The organism is Delftia sp. Lp-1 (assembly GCF_020523835.1).
GTDB lineage: Bacteria > Pseudomonadota > Gammaproteobacteria > Burkholderiales > Burkholderiaceae_C > Comamonas > Comamonas acidovorans.
This window is the reverse complement of sequence record NZ_JAJALJ010000001.1, coordinates 3,563,239-3,582,548: the sequence shown is the minus strand read 5'-3', so window position 1 is coordinate 3,582,548 and position 19,310 is coordinate 3,563,239. Positions and strand designations below refer to the sequence as shown.

The window sequence follows — 19,310 nt, the reverse complement described above, 5'->3', positions numbered from 1 at the left end:
GAACAGGGGAGGGGAATCCCGGGGGCGATTATCGGCGCTGCAGGGGGAAAAGTGCACGCAATGGGCGCAGTCTTGTACAAGAGTCGAGGGGTTTGCCTGGACAAGCCCGCCTCGGCGACACCTCAGTGGGGGACGGATGCGAGAGGTTCCCATTTACGGAGTTACCATGAGCGGGTTTTTGCCATTGCGGCCCTGCCAGCCAGATATCCCCGAGCCACGTCCTGCGCGGCCCGCCGACCTGCCTCCAGCCAACTGCGCCGCGTTGTTTTCACCAAGGAGTCCATACCAATGACCGCGACCCGCCAGGAAAAAGACACTTTCGGACCCATAGCCGTCCCCGCAGACAAGCTCTGGGGTGCGCAGACGCAGCGTTCGCTGCAGAACTTCGACATCAGCGGAGAGCAGCAGCCGCGCGAGATCATCCACGCGCTGGCCCAGGTCAAGAAGGCCTCGGCCACCGTCAACCACAAGCTGGGCCTGCTGGACGAGAAGAAGACCCAGGCCATCCTGGCCGCCGCCGACGAGGTGATCGCCGGCAAGCACCCGGACGAGTTCCCGCTGGTGGTCTGGCAGACCGGCTCGGGCACGCAGACCAACATGAACGTCAACGAGGTGCTGGCCAACCGCGCCAGCGAAATCCTCGGTGGCGAGCGCGGCGAGTCGCGCCTGGTCCACCCCAATGACGATGTGAACAAGAGCCAGTCGAGCAACGACGTGTTCCCGACGGCCATGCACGTGGCTGCCGTCACGGCCATCGAGCAAAAGCTGCTGCCCGCCATTGCCCTGCTGCGCAATACGCTGCAGGCCAAGAGCGAGGCCTATGCCGACATCGTCAAGATCGGCCGCACCCATCTGCAGGACGCCACGCCGCTGACGCTGGGCCAGGAAATCTCGGGCTGGGTAGCCCAGCTGGCCCATGGCGAAAAGCATGTGCGCGCCGCGCTGCCGCACCTGTACGAGCTGGCGCTGGGCGGCACGGCCGTGGGCACGGGCCTGAATGCGCCCAAGGGCTATGCCGAGGGCGTGGCGGCCGAGCTGTCCCAGCTCACCGGCTACCCGTTCGTGACGGCGCCCAGCAAGTTCGAGGCCCTGGCCTCGTGCGACGGCCTGGTCCACGCCCACGGCGCGCTCAAGACGCTGGCCGCCAGCATGATGAAGATCGCCAACGACGTGCGCTGGCTGGCCTCGGGCCCGCGCAGCGGCCTGGGCGAGATCTCCATCCCCGAGAACGAGCCCGGCTCGTCCATCATGCCCGGCAAGGTCAATCCCACGCAGAGCGAAGCCGTGACCATGCTGGCGGCCCAGGTCTTCGGCAACGACGTGGCCATCAACTTCGGCGGCGCCTCGGGCAACTTCGAGCTGAACGTGTTCCGCCCCATGGTCTCGCACAACTTCCTGCAGAGCGTGCGCCTGCTGGCCGATGGCATGAAGAGCTTCAACGACCACTGCGCCGTGGGCATCGAGCCCAACCGCGAGCGCATCACCGAGCTGGTGCAGCGCTCGCTGATGCTGGTGACGGCGCTGAACCCGCACATCGGCTACGACAAGGCGGCCTACATCGCCAAGAAGGCGCACAAGGAAGGCTCCAGCCTGCGCGAAGCAGCTGTGGCATCGGGCCACCTGACTGGCGAACAGTTCGACGCCTGGGTGATCCCTGCCAAGATGGTCGGCAATCTGTAAGACCTGCTGATGCAATCAAAAAAGGGGAGCCGGCCGGCTCCCCTTTTTTTGCTTCATGGCCTGGCTCAGTTGTCCGCCTGCGGGCGGCGCACGGTGCGGAACACGTACTTGAGCGCATCGCCGATGGTGCTTTCCCAGACCGGCCATTCATGCTTGCCGTTGACGATGCGCAGCTCGGCAGGCTGCTTGTTCCTGCGCAGCTGGGCGTAGAGCTGGGCGGCGTCGGACTCGATCATGAATTCATCGTCGTCGCCCGAGTTGATGTACATGGGCACGCTGATCTTGCGGGCAAGAAAGCTGTCCCACAGCACAGGGTAGTTGTAGCTCTTCCAGACCGTGGTGCTGTACTGGCCGCCGGTATTGGGTTCGGCAAAGACCTTGACCGAGCGTGCCGAGGAATCGGCGGGCGGCTCGGGGTTGTAGATGGCGGGGCTCAGCAGGGCGGCGGCCTGGAATTTCTCGGGGTACTTGAGCACGTAGCGCAGCGCGCCATAGCCGCCCATGGACAGGCCGCCGATCACGCGGCCATCGCGGCTGGTGAGGGTACGGTACTTCTTCTCGACATGGGGGACGAGGTCCTGGAAGAAGGCCGTCTCCATGGGCTCCTTGAGGTCCACGTACCAGGTCGTTCCCGCGTCGGGCATGACGATGATGGCGGGCGGGATCTCCCCGTTCTGGATCAGCTGGTCCACCGTGCGCAGCAGATTGCCCTTGACGGGCCAGTCGTTGCGCTGTCCGTCATTGCCGTGCAGCAGGTACATGACGGGGTAGCGCAGCCTGGACTGGGCGTCGTAGCCCGTGGGCAGGTAGACGTTGTAGGTCCAGCTGCGCTGCAGCGTGGCGCTCTTGAACTCGGCGGCCTCGATGGAGCCGGCCTGGGCGGCTGTGCCGGCCAGCAGCGCGGCGGCTGCCAGCGTGCCGGTGGCGGCCTGGCGCAGGACGGTGGAAAAGGAAAGTTGGCGCATGGTTTTTGTCTCCTGTGGGCCGTGGCCGCTGGCCACGGCTGCGCCAATGTAATCGAGGGCCTGTGCGCCTCGGGCCCGCATGCGGGCGGAGCGTCGCCTGGGGGACTGTGGCCCTCAGCCGGGGCGGCCCTCGCCCGGGCGCCCATCAGCCGGGCGCACGCTGCGCGTGGCGCAGCGCGCTGCGAAAGCCCAGTTGCCCCAGCACGCAGGCCACCACCAGGGCCAGCGCTGCCGACAGCGCCGGGTTGCTGCCCAGGCTGGCGCCAAGCGTGCACAGGCCGCCCACGGCCATCTGGGTGCTGCCGTAGACCCCGGCGGCCGAGCCCGTGAGGCGCGGATGCACGCTCAGCGCGCTGGCCAGCGCCGCAGGGCTGGTCAGTCCCGAGCCCAGCGCGAACAGCACCATCAGCCCCACCACGATGGCCGGCGTGAGCTGGTTGAACAGGGCCAGCAACAGCAGCATGGCCGCGCTGGCCAGGCTCAGCAGATTGCCGTTGAGCATCAGCCGCTCCAGGGGCCAGTGGCGTATCAGCTGGCGGGCCAGCGCATTGCCCACGGCCATGCCGCCCATGAGCAGGCCCAGGTAGATGGCCACCTCATGCTTGGTGGAGTGCAGTTGCTCGATGAAGACGAAGGGCGCTGCCGCCAGGAAGGCATAGATGGACGTGGTGGCGCAGCCGCCGCCCACGGCAAAGCCCACGAAGGCAGGGGAGCGCAGCAGGCTGCGGTAGTCGTCGCGGATGGTGCCCAGGTGCAGGCGGCCCGTGGGCTGGCCGGTTTCCGGCAGCAGCTTCCAGATGGCGAAGGCCGTCACGCCGCCGACCACGGCCAGCGTGCCGAAGATGGCGCGCCAGCCCAGGGCGTCGTCGATGGCCGAACCGATGGCCGGCGCGATGCCGGGGCCGATCATCATCATCAGGTTGAGCAGCGCCAGGCTGCCCACGGCGTTCTCAGGCGTGCTTGAATCGCGCGCAATGGCTCGGCCCAGGGCCAGGCCCGCGCAGCCGCCCAGCGCCTGGAGCAGCCGCGCGCCGATCAGCCAGGGGGCGGACGGGGCGAGAAAGGCCGCCAGGCTGGCCAGCGCATAGAGGATGAGCCCGGCCAGCAGCATGGGGCGGCGCCCCAGGCTGTCCGACAGCGGGCCATAGATCAGCTGGCCCACGCCCAGGCCCAGGATGTAGACCGTGATGGTCAGCTGCATCTGGCTGGCGCCGGCCTGGAGCTGGCGTGCCGCATCGGGCAGGGCGGGCAGGAACATGTGCATGGCCAGCGTGCCGACGATGGTCACGATCACCAGCAGCCACAGCGGCGCCTTGCGGCTGGCCGCTGTATGGTCCTGGGCAGGTGGCAGCGAAGAGTGCTCGGCCGCCATCTCAGGCAGCCTGCTCGTCGGGCAGGTCCGTGTCGGAGGTGGGCTCGGCGGCCATGGCCTCCAGCAGGCGCTGCAGCGTGGCGTAGGCCGCGTCCAGCTCCTCGGGCGGCACGGCGCCCAGCACCTGGGCGCGCGCCTGCTGCAGCAGGCCCTGCACGGCTTCTACCTGGGCATGGCCGGCTGGCGTGAGCTGGATTTTTCTGACGCGGCGGTCGCTGTCGTCCACGCGCTCTATCCAGCCCTGGGCGGCCAGGCCGTCCACCAGCCGCACGACGGAGGAGCTGTCCAGCGCCAGGGAGTGGGCCAGATCCTTCTGGCGCATGGCCTCGGGCGAGCGCGCCAGGTGCATCAGCGGCATCCACAGTGCCTGGGTCAGTCCCATGGGGGCCAGCAGCCGGTCCAGCGTGCGGCGCCACTGTTTGTTCACCTGCCCCAGCGTGAACATGAAATGCCTTTGCACGGCGGCGGGGTCGGCCTGCGTGGGCGGGAAGGGGGCGGAAGGGGACGACATCGGGTGATATTCAAATAGTTGGCATCCCAATTATCTGCATATCAACGATGTCGTTTGCGGGGCCGCCCTGATACATCCGCATGCATCAGGGTCTTGCCCGCGGTGCCGGGGCTGTATGCCGAGGCTGTGTGCCGGCAGTTACATGCCCAGCGACTTGAGCAGTTCGTCGGTGTCGGTGCTGGCGGCCGGCGCGGGCGCTGCGGCCGGGGCGCTGGCGGCGGTCTGGGCCATGAGCGCATCGGGATCGGGGCGCTCCTGGGGCTCGAAGTCCACGACCTTGATGAACTCGGTGCGGTCCATGGCCAGTTCGAGATAGAAGATGTTGTTGTTGCCCGTGTAGAAGGTCACGCGGCGCGCCTCGGGAGAGTCGAGGTTGGCGTCCACGCTGAGGTTGACCTGCTTGTTCAGGCGGATCATCTTGGGCTGGCTCTGGGTGATGTAGGTCTGCAGTTCGCGCTGGACCTTGCTGGTGAAGTCGCCCACCACCTGGTTCATCAGCTCGCCCATGACGTTGCTGACATCGTCGGAGGTGTAGGAGCTGGCAAGGTCCTCTTCACCCATGCCCATGCTCAGCATGTAGCTGCGGTACAGCTCCATGGCGGCGGCGGCCGAGAAGTTGATGATCACCAGGCCCGAGAAGCCGCCGTCCACCAGGACAAAGCAGCCGATGTCGGGCTTGAGGCTGGTCTTGGTGATGCGTTGCACCATGCCCGAATACTGGATCTGGCACTGCGTGGCCACCTGGAGCACGCGCGAGACGGAGTTGCAGAGGCTGATCAGCACGTCTTCCGTGCCATGGACGATGGGATGTTGGGGCTGGTTCATGAGGTCAACGGGACAAAATTGTGAGCGATTATGGGTGCAAGTCCGTTGTTGCGACCATTTGTAACTCCGAAGGCGTATTCTGGATGCCGGATCGGGCAGCCCGCCGGGTCCGCACCTTTGATGCAACGGAGGTTGGACGATGAGAGCGCAGCAGCATCTGACCCGGGTTTCGCTGGACGCACTGCGTCCCACGCAGATGACCATCGGCGCCGCCGAAGTGCAGACCAAGCGCGCCCAGTGGAGCCGCCTCAGGCGCAAGGAGCGCGTAGGCCTTCTGGCCTCGCACTGGTTTCCTGCCGTGCTGGGGCCGCGTGGCCTGCACTACATCGTTGACCATCACCACCTGGGGCTGGCGCTGACGCAGGAGTCCGTGGAGCAGGTCTGGGTCATGCAGCTGGCCGATTTCAGCGAGGCCGATCCGCTGATGTTCTGGCGCCTGATGGAGTTCCACCAATGGGCCCATCCGTATGACGAGCGCGGCCGCCGATGCGACTGGGCCAAGATGCCCGAGCAGCTGGACCGCCTGCGCGACGACCCCTACCGCAGCCTGGCCGGCGCCGTGCGCAAGGCCGGTGGCTATGCCAAGGACACGGCGCCTTTCGTCGAATTCCTCTGGGCCGATTTTTTCCGCACGCGCTTTGCACCCAAGGACCTGCGCAGTGGCAAGAGCGATGTCGCCTTGCCCGATCAGGCTCTGCATGAGGCCCTGGGCCTGGCGCACGGCGCCGAAGCGCGCTACCTGCCGGGCTGGTCCGGCGTCGTTGCTCCGCAATCCTGATGCGTGCCCCTGGCCTGCCTGCCTTGGCCGATTGGGGCGCCGGCCTGTCCATCGCCGGCCTGCTGCTGCCCGAGGCCGTGGCCTATTCCGGCATCGCCGGCCTGCCGCCGCAGGCCGGGGTGATTGCGCTGTTCGCCGGGCTGCTGGCCTATGGCCTGCTGGGGACCAGCCGCTTCGCCATCGTCTCGGCCACATCCTCCTCTGCCGCCGTGCTGCTGGCGGCCACGGCGTCCATGGCCGGCACCTCGCCGCAGCAGCGCATGCTGCTGGGCGTGGGCATCGTGCTGCTGACGGGCCTGTTCTTCGTGGTGGCGGGGCTGGCGCGGCTGGGCGCGGTCTCCAATTTCATTGCCAAGCCCGTGCTGCGCGGTTTTGCGCTGGGGCTGGCGCTGACCATCGTGGTCAAGCAGATCCCGCACGCCGTCGCCTTCCAGCCCGTGCATGGCGATCTGCCGCGCTTTGTCTGGGAGCTGCTGGCCGGCTGGCGGCACTGGAATGGAGCGGGTCTGGTGATGGCCGTTGCGGCGTTGCTGCTGATGCGTGCGCTGGCCCGCTGGCGTGCCCTGCCTGCGGCCTTGCTGGTGATCGCGGCCGGCATTGCGCTGGATGCGAGCGGCTGGTGCGCGCGCTGGGGCATTGCGGCCGTGGGGCCGATACGGCTGGATTTCTCCAACACCGGCATTCCCTCGCTGTCGCGCACCGAATGGTTGCGCCTGGGCGAGCTGGCCTTTGCGATGGCGCTCATCCTCTATGCCGAGTCCTATGGCTCCATCCGTACCTTTGCGCTGCGCCATGGCGACCGCGTCGATGCCAACCGCGACCTGATGGCGCTGGGCGCGGCCAACCTGCTGTCGAGTGTGTTCCATGGCATGCCCGTGGGCGCGGGCTACTCGGCCACCTCGGCCAACGAGGTGGCGGGCGCGCAAAGCCGCTCTGCGGGCCTGGTGGCCTGCGCCGTGGTGGGCCTGGCCGTCTGGCTGCTGCTGCCCTGGATAGAGCGCACGCCGCAGCCGCTGCTGGCCGCCATCGTCATCCATGCGGTGGGCCACACGCTGAACCCTGCCGCGCTGCGCCCTTACTTCGCCTGGCGGCGGGATCGGTTGATCGTGGTTCTTTCCTTCTTTGCCGTGCTGGCGCTGGGCGTGCTCGACGGGTTGCTGCTGGCCATCGCGGCCAGCCTGCTCATGCTGCTGCAAACGCTTTCCCGCTCGCATGTGAGCTGGCTGGGCAGGCTGGGGGACACGCATGACTTTGTCGATGCCGCACGCCATCCCGACGCGGTGGTGCCGGCCGGCCTGCTGATCGCGCGGCCCGAGGCGCCGCTGTTCTTCGGCAATGCCGACCCCGTGTTTGCGGCCATCCGGGAGCGGCTGCAATCCCTGCCTTCGCCCCGCGGCGTGGTGCTGAGCCTGGAAGATTCGGCCGATCTGGATGCCACCAGTGTCGAGGCGCTGTGCGACTTCGCGGCCCAGTTGCGGCAACTGGGCGTGCCGCTGGCCCTGGCCCGCGTCAAGGACCCCGTGCGCGACCTGCTGGCGCGCGTGGGCAATCCGGCCTTGCCGCACGCCAGCTATGCGGGCTGGAGCGTGGACGACGCCGTGCGCCAGTTGCAGATCCCTGCGTGATCCCCGCCCCGGCGCAGCACCTCAGCCCGCCGCCTGGGTGGACTCGCGCACGATGCAGCGCCCCTGCATGATCACCTTGCGCAGCGGCAGGTCGGGCGTGTGCAGCCGCTCCATGAGCAGGCCGAATGCGGCGCGGCCCATGGCCTCCACCGGCTGCTCGATCACGGTGATGGCGGGGGCCACCAGTTCTGTCCAGCGCTCGTTGTCGAAACCGGCAAGCGCCACATCGCCGGGGATGCGCAGGCCTGCGGCGCGTATCGCGCGCAGGCAGCCTTCCAGCAGCAGGCTGTTGCTGGCCACGAAGGCATCGGGCCGCTGCGGCTGGCGCAGCCATTGCGCGACCTCGGCCTCGGCGGCATCGCTGGTCGGAGGCAACTGGCGCAAGTCGGGCGCCAGGCCCGCATCGTGCATGGCGGCCAGATAGCCGTCGCAGCGCTCGCGCGCCGTGCTGCTGGTGCTGCCGAAGACGCCTGCAATGCGGCGGCGGCCCTGGCCCACCAGATGCCTGACCAGGGTGGCGCAGGCCTGGGCGTTGTCCAGCACCACGCTGTCATGGAAGGCCGGGGCGCCCGCCCGGTCCACCAGGACGACGGGAAACTCCAGCTGCATGCGCTCCAGCTTGTGCAGGCTGGCCTGGGTGGGCGCAAAGATCAGCCCCGCGATGCGCTCTTCCTGCATGAGCTGCAGGTACATGGCTTCGCGCTGCGGGTCTTCGTCGGTATTGCACAACAGCACGCGCCGGCCCTGGCGATAGGCCTCGGCCTCGACTGCGCGGATCAGGGCCGTGAAAAACGGGTTGCGTATGTCGGCCACCAGCACGCCCATGGGCCCTGCGTCGCGCGCGCGCAGCCGGCGCGCCATCAGATTGGGCCGGTAGCCGGTGGCCTGCACGGCGGCGGTGACCCGCGCCCGGACCTCCTCGCTCACCGAGCCGCCCGCCAGCGCGCGCGATACCGTCGATTTGGAAACCCCGGCCGCACGGGCCACATCGTTGATGCTGATGCTCAATGCAATCGTTCCCGTTGGTTGTGGTGTGCTGCAGAGGATAACTCCAAAGAAATGCCGAGTTATGGCCGGATTATGGCCGGGTTATGTTGCAGTGCAGATTGACTGATGATTGGGAACGTTCCCACAATCCGCGCCATGATCAATGCCCATTCATCCCTCCCGGCGGTTGCACCCACCGCTCCTGCGGGCCTGCAGATCGCCGTGCGCCTGGACGCCAGGGTGCGCGACAAGGCCGACGCCATTGCCCAGGCGGCCCGGCTGCTCCAGGACCTTGGCTGCGTGGCCCCTGGCTATGCCACCGGCATGCAGGCGCGCGAGGCCCAGGCCGAAACCTTTCTGGGCCACGGCGTGGCCATTCCCCACGGCCGCGCCGAAGACCGGGCCCTGGTGCTGCGCGACGCGGTGGCCGTGCTCCAGGTGCGCGAGGGCCTGGATTGGAATGCAGGCCAGAACGTGCATCTGGTCGTGGCGGTGGCGGCACGCTCCGATGCCCACATCACCTTGCTGCGCCGCCTGGCCGGCCTGCTGCAGACACCCCGGCTGCAGGCGCTGTTCACCACGGGCGATGCGCAGCAGGTCATTGATGTACTCCAGGGGCAAGCGGACCCGGCGCCGCCTGCCGCTCGCCCGGCGGCAGTGGACCTGGTCGAGGTGCGCGAATGGACCATTGCCTATCCCAACGGCCTGCATGCGCGGCCTGCCACGCGCTGGGCGGAGGCGGCGCGCGGCTTTGCCTCGCGCATCCAGGTGCGCCATGGCGACGAGGTGGCCGATGCGCGGCAGATGGCCAGCCTGCTACAGCTGGGACTGCGCGAAGGCGACAAGGTCACCGTCTCGGCCGAGGGCCCCGACGCCAGTGCCGCGGTCCAGCGCCTGTGTGCCGTGGCCCAGGCCTTGGTGGCCCAGGAACGTGCCGATGCCGACGCCGCTGCGCGCAAGGCGGCCGAATCGCCCGCCACGGGCTGGCTGCCGCCGCTGGCACGGCCTGCCTTTGTGGGCCTGGGCGCCAGCCCGGGGCTGGCCGTGGCCCGCATCCACCAGTGGCGTGTGGAGGCCGCCGAGATCCCCGACCTGCCCGAGCCGCTCAGCGTGGGCGGTGCGCGGCTGCATGCGGCGCTGGCCGAGACGCAGGGCCAGCTGCGCGCCCTGCATGACGACACCCGCCGCCGCCTGGGCGAAGGCGATGCGGCCATCTTCAGCGCGCAGGCCCAGTGGCTGGGCGACACCGGACTCATCACGCGCGCCTGCCAGTTCATGGTCCAGGGCCACGGCGTGGCCTGGGCCTGGGACCGCGCCGTGGAGGAGGGGGCTGTCCGTCTCCAGGCGCTGGACAACCCCGCACTGGCTGCGCGTGCCGCCGATCTGCGCGACGTGGGCCGGCGCGTGCTGGTGCAACTGCAGCCCTCGCTGGCAGCGGCGGGACCGGATGGCCTGCCGGAAGGCGGCTGCATCCTGGTCGCGGCCGATCTTTCGCCCTCGGAGACCGCCCAGCTGGACACGGCGCGCGTGGCCGCGTTGGTCACGGCGCAGGGCAGTCCCACCTCGCACACGGCCATACTCGCGCGCACGCTGGGGCTGCCGGCCGCCGTGGCGGCGGGCGGCGGCGTGCTGGGCATGGCCGATGGGGCCCTGGCCATCGTCGATGGCGCCAATGGCCGCATCTACCTTGATCCCTCGGAGCAGGACCTGGCTTCGGCGCGTGCCCACATGGCCGAGCAGCGGGCGCTGCAGGAACGCGTGGCAGCGCAGCGCAGCCTGCCTGCCATCACCACCGATGGCGTGCGCATCGAAGTCTGCGCCAACGTCAACCTGCCCGAGCAGGTGCCGCTGGCCCTGTCCCAGGGCGCCGAGGGCGTGGGTCTGATGCGCACGGAATTCCTGTTCCTGGAGCGCGGCAGCACGCCCGGCGAGGACGAGCAGTACGAAACCTACCGCGCCATGGCGCAGGCGCTGGAGGGTCGGCCGCTGATCGTCCGCGCGCTGGACATCGGCGGCGACAAGCAGGTCGCCCACCTGGAGCTGCCGCGCGAGGACAACCCCTTCCTGGGCGTGCGCGGCGCGCGGCTGCTGCTGCGCCGCCCCGACCTGCTTGAGCCCCAGATGCGCGCCCTGTACCGGGCGGCCCGCGATGGCGCAAGGCTGTCCGTGATGTTTCCCATGGTCACCAGCGTGCAGGAGCTGCTGGCGCTGCGCGCGGCCTGCGAACGGCTGCGTGCCGAACTGGACGCCCCGGTCCTGCCGCTGGGCATCATGATCGAGGTGCCCGCCGCCGCCGTGCAGGCCGACGCACTGGCCCGCCATGCCGATTTCTTCTCCATCGGCACGAACGACCTGACCCAGTACGTGCTGGCCATGGACCGCCAGAACCCGCAACTGGCGGCCGAGGCGGACAGCCTGCATCCGGCCGTGCTGCGGATGGTGCGCGCCACCGTGCAGGGTGCAGCCACCCGCGCGCGCCCCGTGGGCGTCTGTGGCGGACTGGCCGGCGACCCGTTCGGTGCGCTGCTGCTGGCCGGGCTGGGGGTGGGCGAGCTGTCCATGACACCCAACGACATCGCCGGTGTCAAGGCCGGGCTGCGCGCGGCCAGCCTGCGGCAGTTGCAGGCGCTGGCAGACAGGGCACTCGGCTGCGAGGATGCCGCGCAGGTGCGGGCACTGGCCAAGGAGGTGACGGCATGAACGCCCCGCAAGCCATCACCGTGACCCTGAACCCGGCCATAGACCAGCTTGTGACCCTGGAGGCGCTGCTGCCCGGCCAGGTGCAGCGCGCATTGGGCAGCGTGCAGGCGCCGGGCGGCAAGGGCATCAATGTTGCCGCCGCCTTGGCGGGCCTGGGCGTCTCCACGGCCGCGCTGGGCGTGCTGGGCAGCGACAACGCCGGCATGTTCGAGGCCTTGTTCGCCCAGCGCGGCATTGCCGACGCCTGCCTGCGCGTGCCGGGCCAGACGCGCACCAACATCAAGCTGGTGGCCGACGGCGGACGCCAGACCACGGACATCAACCTGCCAGGCCTGGCCTTGGCCGAAGCGCATCTGCACGCCGTCATGTCCGCGCTGGCCCGGTATCTGCGGCCCGGCCTGGCCGTGGTGCTGTCGGGCAGCCTGCCCGCCGGCCTGCCTGCGGACAGCTGGGCCCGGCTCCAGGCCCAGGCCGTGGCCGCCGGTGCCGACGTGCTGCTGGACACCAGCGAGGCCCCCCTGGCCGCCGCCCTGGCGACGGCCCCCCATGCGGCCATGCCCTGGGCCATCAAGCCCAACCGGGAGGAGTTGCAGGCCGCCACAGGCCAGCGCCTGGACGGCCGCGACACGCTGCTGGCCGCCGCGCGCAGCCTGCTGGACAGGGGGCTGGGGCTGGCCGTGGTGTCCATGGGCGAGGAGGGCGCGCTGTTCGCCAGCGCGCAAGGTGCGGTGATTGCGCGGCCGCCGCAGCGCGCGCGCGGCAGCTCCGTGGGCGCGGGCGATGCCATGGTCGCGGGCATGGTGGCCGCGCGGCTGCGCGGACTGGATCTGGCGGACACCGCACGCCTGTCCACGGCCAGCGCGCTGGCCTGGCTGCAGGCAGCGCCCGCGCGCGAAGTCGATGCCAACCGCGTCCAGGCACTGGCTGCCAGCGTGCTGCTGGAGCCATGCCAGTGGCCGTGATCCCCCATTCTTCAGGAGCTTTCATGAACCCTCTTTTTGTGGTGATCGCAGCGGCCGGGCACGACGCCGAAGCGCTGCTGGCCGCCGAAGCCCTGCGCCATGCGGCCGGACAGCGTCCCTTGGCCGTGGAAGTGCGCGCCAGCGGCGGTGTGATCGGGCTGCATGCGCCCGATGCCGCCGCGCAGGCCGGGCAATTGCTGATCGTGGGGGATGCCGGCACCGATGACGATGCAGATACCGACGCCGATGCCTCCCGCTTCGTGCAGGCCGCCGTCGAGCGCTGCAGCCTGCGCGAGGCGCTTGATGATCCGGCCGGCGTGCTTGCACGCTGCGCTGCCGCCAGTCCCGCAGCACAGCGCATGGGCGAGAGCCTGGGCAAGCGGATCGTGGCTGTCACCTCCTGCCCCACTGGCATCGCCCACACCTTCATGGCGGCCGAGGGACTGCAGCGCGGCGCGGCGGCGCTGGGCCACGCCATGCGCGTGGAGACACAAGGCTCGGTGGGTGCGCTCGATGCGCTGACGCCGCAGGAGATTGCCGAGGCTGACCTGGTCATCATCGCCGCCGACCGCGAGGTCGATCTTTCCCGCTTCGCGGGCAAGCCGCTGCTGCGCAGCGGCACCAAGCCGGCCATACGCGACGGCTCGGGGCTGATCGCCAAGGCGCTGGCCGAAGCCACCGTGCATGGTGCCGCCGTAGGCGCTGCTGCAGGCGGCGCCGCGCCCACGCCGGCCCGGACCCAGGGCGGTGCCTATCGCCACCTGATGACCGGCGTGTCCTTCATGCTGCCCTTCGTCACGGCGGGCGGCATTCTGATCGCCATGGCCTTTGCGCTGGGCGGCATCTATGTCCATGACGATGCGCACCAGGGCACGCTGGGATGGACGCTGTTCCAGATCGGCGCCAAGGGCGGCTTTGCGCTGATGGTGCCGGCACTGGCCGGCTATATCGCCTATTCCATTGCCGACCGGCCCGGCATTGCGCCGGGCATGATCGGCGGGATGATCGCGTCCAGCATGGGGGCGGGGTTCATCGGCGGCATCGCGGCCGGCTTCATCGCCGGCTACGGCGTGGCCTTCATGGCGGCGCACATCCGGCTGCCGCAGGCGCTCAAGGGCTTGCTGCCCATGCTGATCCTGCCTGTGCTGGGCAGCCTGTTCACGGGGCTGCTGATGTTCTATCTGGTCGGTGCACCCGTGGCCGAGCTGCTGCAGTGGCTGAGCGCCTGGCTGCGCGGCATGCAGGGTGCCAGTGCCTTGCTGCTGGGCCTGTTGTTGGGCGCGATGATGGCCTTTGACATGGGCGGGCCGGTGAACAAGGCCGCCTATGCGTTTTCCACGGGAATGATCGCGAGCCAGGTCTACACGCCCATGGCTGCAGCCATGATCGCCGGCATGACGCCGCCGCTGGGGCTGGCCCTGGCCACCCGCCTGTTTGCCGACCGCTTCACGCGCGAGGAGCGCGGCAGCGCCGCCTCGGCCGGCGTGCTGGGCCTGGCCTTTGTCACCGAGGGGGCCATTCCCTATGCGGCGCGCGATCCGCTGCGCACGATTCCGGCCCTGGTGCTGGGCTCGGCCGTGGCCGGCGCCGTGTCCATGCTGGCGGGGGTGGAGCTGAAGGTGCCGCATGGCGGCATCTTCGTCGCGCCCATTCCCAACGCCGTGACCCACGTGGCCATGTATGCGGTGGCGCTGGTGGCGGGCGTGGTGGTCACGGCCATCGCCCTGCGCATGTTCAAAAGGCCCGCCGAAGCGGGCCTTTGAAGCGGGCCTTTGAAGCAGGAAGCCGGGGGCACGTCTATAGCGGCTCCCCCCGCAGCGTTCAGCGGGCTGCGGCGCGGGCCTGTTCCAGCCAGCCGTCGAAGGTCTTCTGGTGGGCCTTGATCCAGCCGTCCACATGGCGGTTGATGTCCGAGGGCTTGTTCTGGCCCTGGCTCATCATGTGGTTCTGCGCGCTGATGTCGCCCACGGGCAGCTGCATCAGCTCGAACAGCTTGCCGGCGTCGGGGTGCTTGTCGGTGAAGGCCTTGTTGGCCACGATCTGCTGCTTGTTCACCACGAAGCCGTAGTTCTTGCCGTTGGGCAGCTTGGTATCGAACTTGGCCTGCTCGCCGGGCAGCGAGGAGAACGGCACCTCCAGCCACACCACGTCCTTGCCGGGCTTGAGCACGTTGCTCACCCAGTAGGGCGTCCAGGTGTAGTAGAGGATGGGCTTGCCGGCCTTGTAGCGCGAGATGGTGTCGGCGATCAGCGCCGAGTACGTGCCCTGCTTGTGGGTCACGGTGTCGCGCAGCTTGTAGGCCGTCAGGTGGTGCTCGATCACGGCCTCGCAGCCCCAGCCCGGCGTGCAGCCGGTGAGGTCGGCCTTGCCGTCGCCGTCCGAGTCGAACAGCTTGGCGATCTTGGGGTCCTTCAACTGGCCGATATTGGTGATCTTGTATTCGTCGGCCGTCTTCTTGTCGATCAGATAGCCCTGGGCCGCGTTGTCCGAGTAAACGCCCTTGCGGAACAGCTTGGCATCGCCGCCCGCGTTCTTGTAGTAGTCGGCGTGCAGCGGGTTCCAGTGCGTGGCCAGGAAAGTGGCATCGCCATTGGCAATCGCCACGTGGGCCGTGGGGTACTCGACTTCCTGGAAGGGCTGCACGTCGTAGCCCAGTTTCTCCAGGGCCTTCATGACGATCAGGGTCTGGAAGCTTTCTTCGGCGATGGAGCTCTTGAGCGGCGACACCTTCACGCCCTTGCCGGGCTGGTCGCTGGCGGCCGATGCGCCTGCGCAGGCCAGTGCGATGCCGGCAGCCATCGTGGCGGTGCGCAGCCAGTGGCTGGCAGTGGCAGTTGGCAGTCGATTGTGGTTCAGGGCTTGGTTCATCCTCGGGTTCCTCCGTTGTGTGATGAAAGGGGAGTGGGCGGCCAGCCTGGCTGGCCGCTTTTCGGGAAGGCGGCGCGGCAGTGGGCCCATCCGCGCCGCAGTGAAGGCATTCAGCTGGTGCTGCCGCGATGGACCGGCTTGTTGCCGGCGCCCAGCAGGCGGGCAATGCAGCCGGCGGGGCCGCTGTGCCACCAGCGCGCACCGCCACGGGTCGTCTGCCCCATGGCCTGGGTGATGCGGTCCAGCACGATGGCCAGCAGCACGATGCCCAGTCCGCCCACGGTGGCCAGGCCCATGTCCAGGCGGCCGATGCCGCGCAGCACCATCTGGCCCAGGCCGCCCACGGCGATCATGGAGGCGATCACCACCATGGACAGCGACAGCATCAGCGCCTGGTTCACGCCGGCCATGATGGACGGCATGGCCAGCGGCAGCTGCACCTTCCACAGCAACTGCCAGGGCGATGCGCCATAGGCGCGGCTGGCTTCGATCAGGTCGGGGCGCACCTGGCGTATGCCCAGGTTGGTCAGGCGGATCAGCGGCGGCAGCGCGAAGATGATGGTCACGATCACGCCGGGCACGTTGCCGATGCCGAACAGCATCACCACGGGCACCAGGTAGACGAAGGCCGGCGTGGTCTGCATGGCGTCGAGCAGCGGGCGTGTCCAGCGCTGGGCACGGTCGCTGGAGGCCAGCAAAATCCCCGCGGGCAGGCCGATGACCATGCAGAACACCAGCGAGGTCAGCACCAGGGACAGCGTCACCATGGCCTCGGGCCAGATGCCCAGCATGGCGACCACCACCAGCGAGATGGCGGCGCCAATGGCCATGGCGCGGCCCGCGAACTGCCAGGCCACCAAGGTCAGGATCAGGATCAGCAGCGGCCAGGGCAGGGCCAGCATGGCATCGGTGATGCCCGACAGCGTGCCGTCGATGGGCGTGCGCACGGCCTGGAAGAAGGGGCGGAAATGGTGGACCACCCATTCCAGGCCGCTGTTGATCCAGCCCTGCACGGGCAGGCCGTCGGTGGTCAATTGGTGCCAGAGGCTGGCATGGGCGTCGTCGGGAACGCCCGAGCCGGCCGAGGCGCCCAGCCAGTCACCGCCTGCAGCATCACCGCCGCTGGCGGCGCCCCAGGGATCGGCCGAGGCAGCGGGTGCCGGCGTGGCAGCGGTTGCCCAGGGATCGGCGCTTGCAGAGGCTGCAGACGCTGCGGAATCGGTGGAAGCAGGGGCTGCGCTCGCATCGGCCCAGGGATCGGTGGCGGCAGCGGTGGTGTTCGGGTTCAGGCTGTTGGTTGCATCGCTCATGCGGCATCTCCTTGTCGTTGTTCAATCGGCTCCACGGTCGGCGCGACGGTGGGGGCGTTGGAGGCCGGGAAATGCGGGTTGAGCGTGACCGGCGGCACGATCTCCTGCGGCGGCGGCACGGGCGGCGTGTCGCGGTCCAGGAAGCGCAGCATGGTGGTGCGGCTGACCACGCCCATGAACTGGCCGTCGTCGCTGGTCACCGGCAGCGCGCACGGCGCAGCGGCCACGGGGCCGAACAGCTCGGCCACCGGCGTGCCTGCAGACAGCGGCTCGACGTTGGGCAGGAAGGCGTGGCTCAGGCCCAGCATGCCCGGGCGGCCATGCAGTGCGTCGCGCAGCGATTGCGAGGACACCACGCCCAGGAAGCGCCGGCGCGCGTTGACCACATAGGCGTAGTCGCGGTCGGAGTCTTCCAGCAGGCGCTGTGCCGCGCGGCAGCCGCGGTCGCTGTGCTCGGACACCACGGTCAGCGCCTGGCGCGCGATGTCGCCGGCCTTGAAGACCGAGGCCGCGTCCACGCCGCGCACGAAGCTGCGCACATAGTCGTCGGCCGGGCTGCGCAGGATCTCGTCTGGCGTGCCGACCTGGATCACCTGGCCGTCCTTCATGATGGCGATGCGGTCGCCGATGCGCATGGCCTCGTCCAGGTCATGCGAGATGAAGACGATGGTGCGGCGCTGGATCTGCTGCAGGCGCAGCAGCTCGGACTGCATCTCCGTGCGGATGATGGGGTCCAGAGCCGAGAAGGCCTCGTCCATCAGCAGGATGGACGGATCGGACGCCAGCGCCCGGGCCAGGCCCACGCGCTGCTGCATGCCGCCCGACAGCTCGTCGGGGTAGCTGGCGCCCCAGGCGCCCAGGCCCACCTGCTCCAGCGCGGCCTGGGCCTGTGTCTGGCGCTCGGCCTTGTCGGCACCAGCCAGCTCCAGGCCGAAGGCCGTGTTGTCCAGCACCGTCATGTGCGGCATCAGCGCAAAGGACTGGAACACCATGGAGATGTCCTTGCGGCGCAGGGCGCGCAGGTCGCGCTCGCTCAGGGCGTTGATATCCTGGCCATCGACGACGATGCGCCCGGCCGTGGGCTCGATGAGGCGGTTGAGCATGCGCACCAGGGTGGACTTGCCCGAGCCCGACAGGCCCATGACGACGAAGATCTCGCCGGCCTCGATGGTGAAATTGGCGTCGAACACGCCGATGGACTGGCCCGTGCGCTCCAGGATCTCCTGTTTGCTCAGGCCCTGTTGGACGAGGTCGAGTGCGGTCTTGGGGTCGTCCCCGAACACCTTGAACACATGATCGATGATGATCTGCTTGGCCACTGTGGCGTTCTCCTTTTGGGTGAGATGGAACACAGTCCAGCGTCCTCGACGGGCGAAGACGCTGGCGCGCAAGCCAAAAATGAAGCCCTGATGCCGTTCGCTGCAGAGGACTGCCGTCCCCCGTTGCTGGGATTCAAACAGGTGCGAAAGCACCCGAGGCGGCTCGAATGGCACGCGAAGCGGTGCGCAAGAGCCAGAAGTCGAGAGCAGCCGGCGGCGAGGCGCGCGGTGTCTCAGTCGGGCATCGTGGCTGAAGATCAGCCAGCGCGATGCCCCACAACATCAGGACCGAGTTTCGGCCCGGTTGACGGGGCTGTGCCGGGAGCACAACGATCCGCCGGGGTGTATCGGCAGGCCGTGAAGACGGTGCCGATGACCTGCTTGGCAGGTTGTAAAGAAGCCGAAATTATATAAAACAGGTTTTACTGCGTCAAAACGCATGAGCCGAAGAAGGCCTGTTTTGGCCTGTTTCACGCCCTTGAGGACTGCAATCCAGCCGGGATTTGCTCACTTAATGAGAGCGGGTGAGACAATATTCACAAGGCATATGCTGTCATCGATGAATAAAATCGGTCAAGCGTCAGCTTGAGGAAAGCTTCAGGCCCGATCTGCGGCAAAAAGCGTGCCTGGCGCGCTGGCCGGCCGGGCGCCAGCAGGTGTCCGACCCGTTGCCTGCGCCCGCCCATGAAAAAAGCCCCGCAGCGGCTGGCGCTGCGGGGCTTTGGTGCGGGATGCCGACGGGCTCAGTGGTTGCTGGCCGTGCTGTTGATCAGCTTGTCGGTATAGGCGATGGCCAGGGCGCTGGCCAGGAAGGTGACGTGGATGATGGTCTGCCACATCAGCACCTTGACGTCGTAGCTGCCCGCGTTGATGAAGGTCTTGAGCAGGTGGATGGAGCTGATGCCGATGATGGACAGGGCCAGCTTGACCTTGAGGATGGAGGCGTTCACGTGGCCCAGCCACTCGGGCTGGTCGGGGTGGCTGTCCAGGCCCAGGCGGCTGACGAAGGTCTCGTAGCCGCCCACGATGACCATGATCAGCAGGTTGGAGATCATCACCACGTCGATCAGTGCCAGGACCACCAGCATGATGATGGTTTCGTTGAGCGCGCCGATGGGCGCATCGTGCTTGTAGCCGATGCTGGTGATCAGGGCCTGCAGCGCCTCCTGGTTGCCGAAGGCGGCCTCGATCAGGTGCCACAACTCGAGCAGGAAGTGCCAGACGTAGACGCCCTGGGCGGCGATCAGGCCCAGGTACAGCGGCAGCTGCAGCCAGCGGCTGGCGAAGATCAGGGAAGGCAGGGGACGCAGGGGGGAGCCGGGGGCTCGATTGGAGTTTTGCTGGCGGGCCATGGTGGTCGGTCGCGCTTGTCTGGTGTGGGAGCGTGGATGGGAGGGGACAATGGCCG

Annotated in this window: 15 protein-coding genes; 6 read left to right on the top strand and 9 right to left on the bottom strand. The window is 68.6% G+C overall.

The genetic code is table 11. The features are described from left to right. Window positions 1-288: 288 nt before the first annotated feature. Complete coding sequence (gene fumC / locus LGR64_RS16125) at window positions 289-1,680, top strand: class II fumarate hydratase (RefSeq protein WP_013803259.1); 1,392 nt, start codon at window positions 289-291, stop codon at window positions 1,678-1,680. Window positions 1,681-1,745: 65 nt separating this feature from the next. Here fumC and LGR64_RS16120 read toward each other — a convergent pair whose 3' ends face one another. The 4 genes from LGR64_RS16120 to LGR64_RS16105 form a co-directional block, all read right to left on the bottom strand. After that, window positions 1,746-2,645, bottom strand: a complete 900-nt coding sequence (locus LGR64_RS16120) for an alpha/beta hydrolase (protein ID WP_230356089.1) — start codon at window positions 2,643-2,645, stop codon at window positions 1,746-1,748. A gap of 145 nt (window positions 2,646-2,790) precedes the next feature. After that, the gene (locus LGR64_RS16115; protein WP_034391759.1) at window positions 2,791-4,017 is read right to left on the bottom strand and encodes a multidrug effflux MFS transporter; all 1,227 of its coding nucleotides are present in this window, start codon (window positions 4,015-4,017) and stop codon (window positions 2,791-2,793) included. Window position 4,018: 1 nt separating this feature from the next. Then, complete coding sequence (locus tag LGR64_RS16110; protein ID WP_198819223.1) at window positions 4,019-4,528, bottom strand: MarR family winged helix-turn-helix transcriptional regulator; 510 nt, start codon at window positions 4,526-4,528, stop codon at window positions 4,019-4,021. Between the two features lie 138 nt (window positions 4,529-4,666). Then, window positions 4,667-5,353 carry a DUF3334 family protein gene (locus LGR64_RS16105; protein WP_088165317.1) on the bottom strand — a complete coding sequence of 229 codons (687 nt, stop codon included), beginning with the start codon at window positions 5,351-5,353 and terminating at the stop codon, window positions 4,667-4,669. A 139-nt stretch (window positions 5,354-5,492) separates the two neighbouring features. Between LGR64_RS16105 and LGR64_RS16100 the strand changes: the two genes are divergently transcribed. Next, window positions 5,493-6,131, top strand: a complete 639-nt coding sequence (locus tag LGR64_RS16100) for a ParB-like protein (RefSeq protein WP_230356087.1) — start codon at window positions 5,493-5,495, stop codon at window positions 6,129-6,131. After that, window positions 6,131-7,756: a SulP family inorganic anion transporter gene (locus LGR64_RS16095; RefSeq protein WP_230356084.1), complete on the top strand. Its 1,626-nt coding sequence runs from the start codon at window positions 6,131-6,133 to the stop codon at window positions 7,754-7,756. Before LGR64_RS16100 ends, LGR64_RS16095 begins: the two co-directional genes overlap by 1 nt. Before the next feature lie 21 nt (window positions 7,757-7,777). Here LGR64_RS16095 and LGR64_RS16090 read toward each other — a convergent pair whose 3' ends face one another. Further along, on the bottom strand, window positions 7,778-8,764 hold the full coding sequence (locus LGR64_RS16090) for a LacI family DNA-binding transcriptional regulator (RefSeq protein WP_230356082.1): 987 nt from the start codon (window positions 8,762-8,764) through the stop codon (window positions 7,778-7,780). Window positions 8,765-8,899: 135 nt separating this feature from the next. On the opposite strand from LGR64_RS16090, the gene ptsP reads away from it, so the two are divergent. Genes ptsP through LGR64_RS16075 form a run of 3 tightly spaced genes read left to right on the top strand, consistent with a single transcriptional unit; the run spans window position 8,900 to window position 14,168 of the window. Continuing rightward, window positions 8,900-11,443, top strand: a complete 2,544-nt coding sequence (ptsP, locus tag LGR64_RS16085; RefSeq protein WP_230356080.1) for a phosphoenolpyruvate--protein phosphotransferase — start codon at window positions 8,900-8,902, stop codon at window positions 11,441-11,443. Further along, on the top strand, window positions 11,440-12,405 hold the full coding sequence (locus LGR64_RS16080; RefSeq protein ID WP_141833926.1) for a 1-phosphofructokinase family hexose kinase: 966 nt from the start codon (window positions 11,440-11,442) through the stop codon (window positions 12,403-12,405). Before ptsP ends, LGR64_RS16080 begins: the two co-directional genes overlap by 4 nt. Before the next feature lie 23 nt (window positions 12,406-12,428). After that, a complete protein-coding gene (locus LGR64_RS16075) occupies window positions 12,429-14,168 on the top strand; it encodes a PTS fructose transporter subunit IIC (protein ID WP_230356078.1) in 1,740 nt (579 codons plus the stop codon). Between the two features lie 58 nt (window positions 14,169-14,226). Here the strand turns inward: LGR64_RS16075 and proX are convergent, their stop codons facing one another. The 4 genes from proX to LGR64_RS16055 all read right to left on the bottom strand — a co-directional run bounded on the left by proX (window position 14,227) and on the right by LGR64_RS16055 (window position 19,254). After that, window positions 14,227-15,273 (bottom strand): glycine betaine/L-proline ABC transporter substrate-binding protein ProX, encoded by a 1,047-nt coding sequence (gene proX / locus LGR64_RS16070; RefSeq protein WP_088165310.1) that lies wholly within the window; start codon window positions 15,271-15,273, stop codon window positions 14,227-14,229. Window positions 15,274-15,383: 110 nt separating this feature from the next. Further along, window positions 15,384-16,583, bottom strand: a complete 1,200-nt coding sequence (gene proW, locus LGR64_RS16065; protein WP_230356076.1) for a glycine betaine/L-proline ABC transporter permease ProW — start codon at window positions 16,581-16,583, stop codon at window positions 15,384-15,386. Further along, window positions 16,580-17,902: a glycine betaine/L-proline ABC transporter ATP-binding protein ProV gene (proV, locus tag LGR64_RS16060; RefSeq protein WP_141834109.1), complete on the bottom strand. Its 1,323-nt coding sequence runs from the start codon at window positions 17,900-17,902 to the stop codon at window positions 16,580-16,582. The genes proW and proV overlap by 4 nt, the downstream gene beginning before the upstream one ends. A 743-nt stretch (window positions 17,903-18,645) precedes the next feature. Continuing rightward, entirely contained in the window at window positions 18,646-19,254 is a 609-nt protein-coding gene (locus tag LGR64_RS16055; RefSeq protein ID WP_012204594.1) for a TIGR00645 family protein, read from the bottom strand. Between the last annotated feature and the right edge of the window lie 56 nt (window positions 19,255-19,310).

What these genes read in the sequence shown, in the direction of transcription:
- proW (WP_230356076.1), bottom strand. Translation starts at nt 16,583, where the DNA reads ATGAGCGATGCAACCAACAGCCTGAACCCGAACACCACCGCTGCCGCC.
- LGR64_RS16110 (WP_198819223.1), bottom strand. Translation starts at nt 4,528, where the DNA reads ATGTCGTCCCCTTCCGCCCCCTTCCCGCCCACGCAGGCCGACCCCGCC.
- LGR64_RS16120 (WP_230356089.1), bottom strand. Translation starts at nt 2,645, where the DNA reads ATGCGCCAACTTTCCTTTTCCACCGTCCTGCGCCAGGCCGCCACCGGC.
- ptsP (WP_230356080.1), top strand. Translation starts at nt 8,900, where the DNA reads ATGATCAATGCCCATTCATCCCTCCCGGCGGTTGCACCCACCGCTCCT.
- LGR64_RS16075 (WP_230356078.1), top strand. Translation starts at nt 12,429, where the DNA reads ATGAACCCTCTTTTTGTGGTGATCGCAGCGGCCGGGCACGACGCCGAA.
- LGR64_RS16105 (WP_088165317.1), bottom strand. Translation starts at nt 5,353, where the DNA reads ATGAACCAGCCCCAACATCCCATCGTCCATGGCACGGAAGACGTGCTG.
- LGR64_RS16100 (WP_230356087.1), top strand. Translation starts at nt 5,493, where the DNA reads ATGAGAGCGCAGCAGCATCTGACCCGGGTTTCGCTGGACGCACTGCGT.
- proX (WP_088165310.1), bottom strand. Translation starts at nt 15,273, where the DNA reads ATGAACCAAGCCCTGAACCACAATCGACTGCCAACTGCCACTGCCAGC.
- LGR64_RS16095 (WP_230356084.1), top strand. Translation starts at nt 6,131, where the DNA reads ATGCGTGCCCCTGGCCTGCCTGCCTTGGCCGATTGGGGCGCCGGCCTG.
- fumC (WP_013803259.1), top strand. Translation starts at nt 289, where the DNA reads ATGACCGCGACCCGCCAGGAAAAAGACACTTTCGGACCCATAGCCGTC.
- LGR64_RS16115 (WP_034391759.1), bottom strand. Translation starts at nt 4,017, where the DNA reads ATGGCGGCCGAGCACTCTTCGCTGCCACCTGCCCAGGACCATACAGCG.
- LGR64_RS16080 (WP_141833926.1), top strand. Translation starts at nt 11,440, where the DNA reads ATGAACGCCCCGCAAGCCATCACCGTGACCCTGAACCCGGCCATAGAC.
- LGR64_RS16055 (WP_012204594.1), bottom strand. Translation starts at nt 19,254, where the DNA reads ATGGCCCGCCAGCAAAACTCCAATCGAGCCCCCGGCTCCCCCCTGCGT.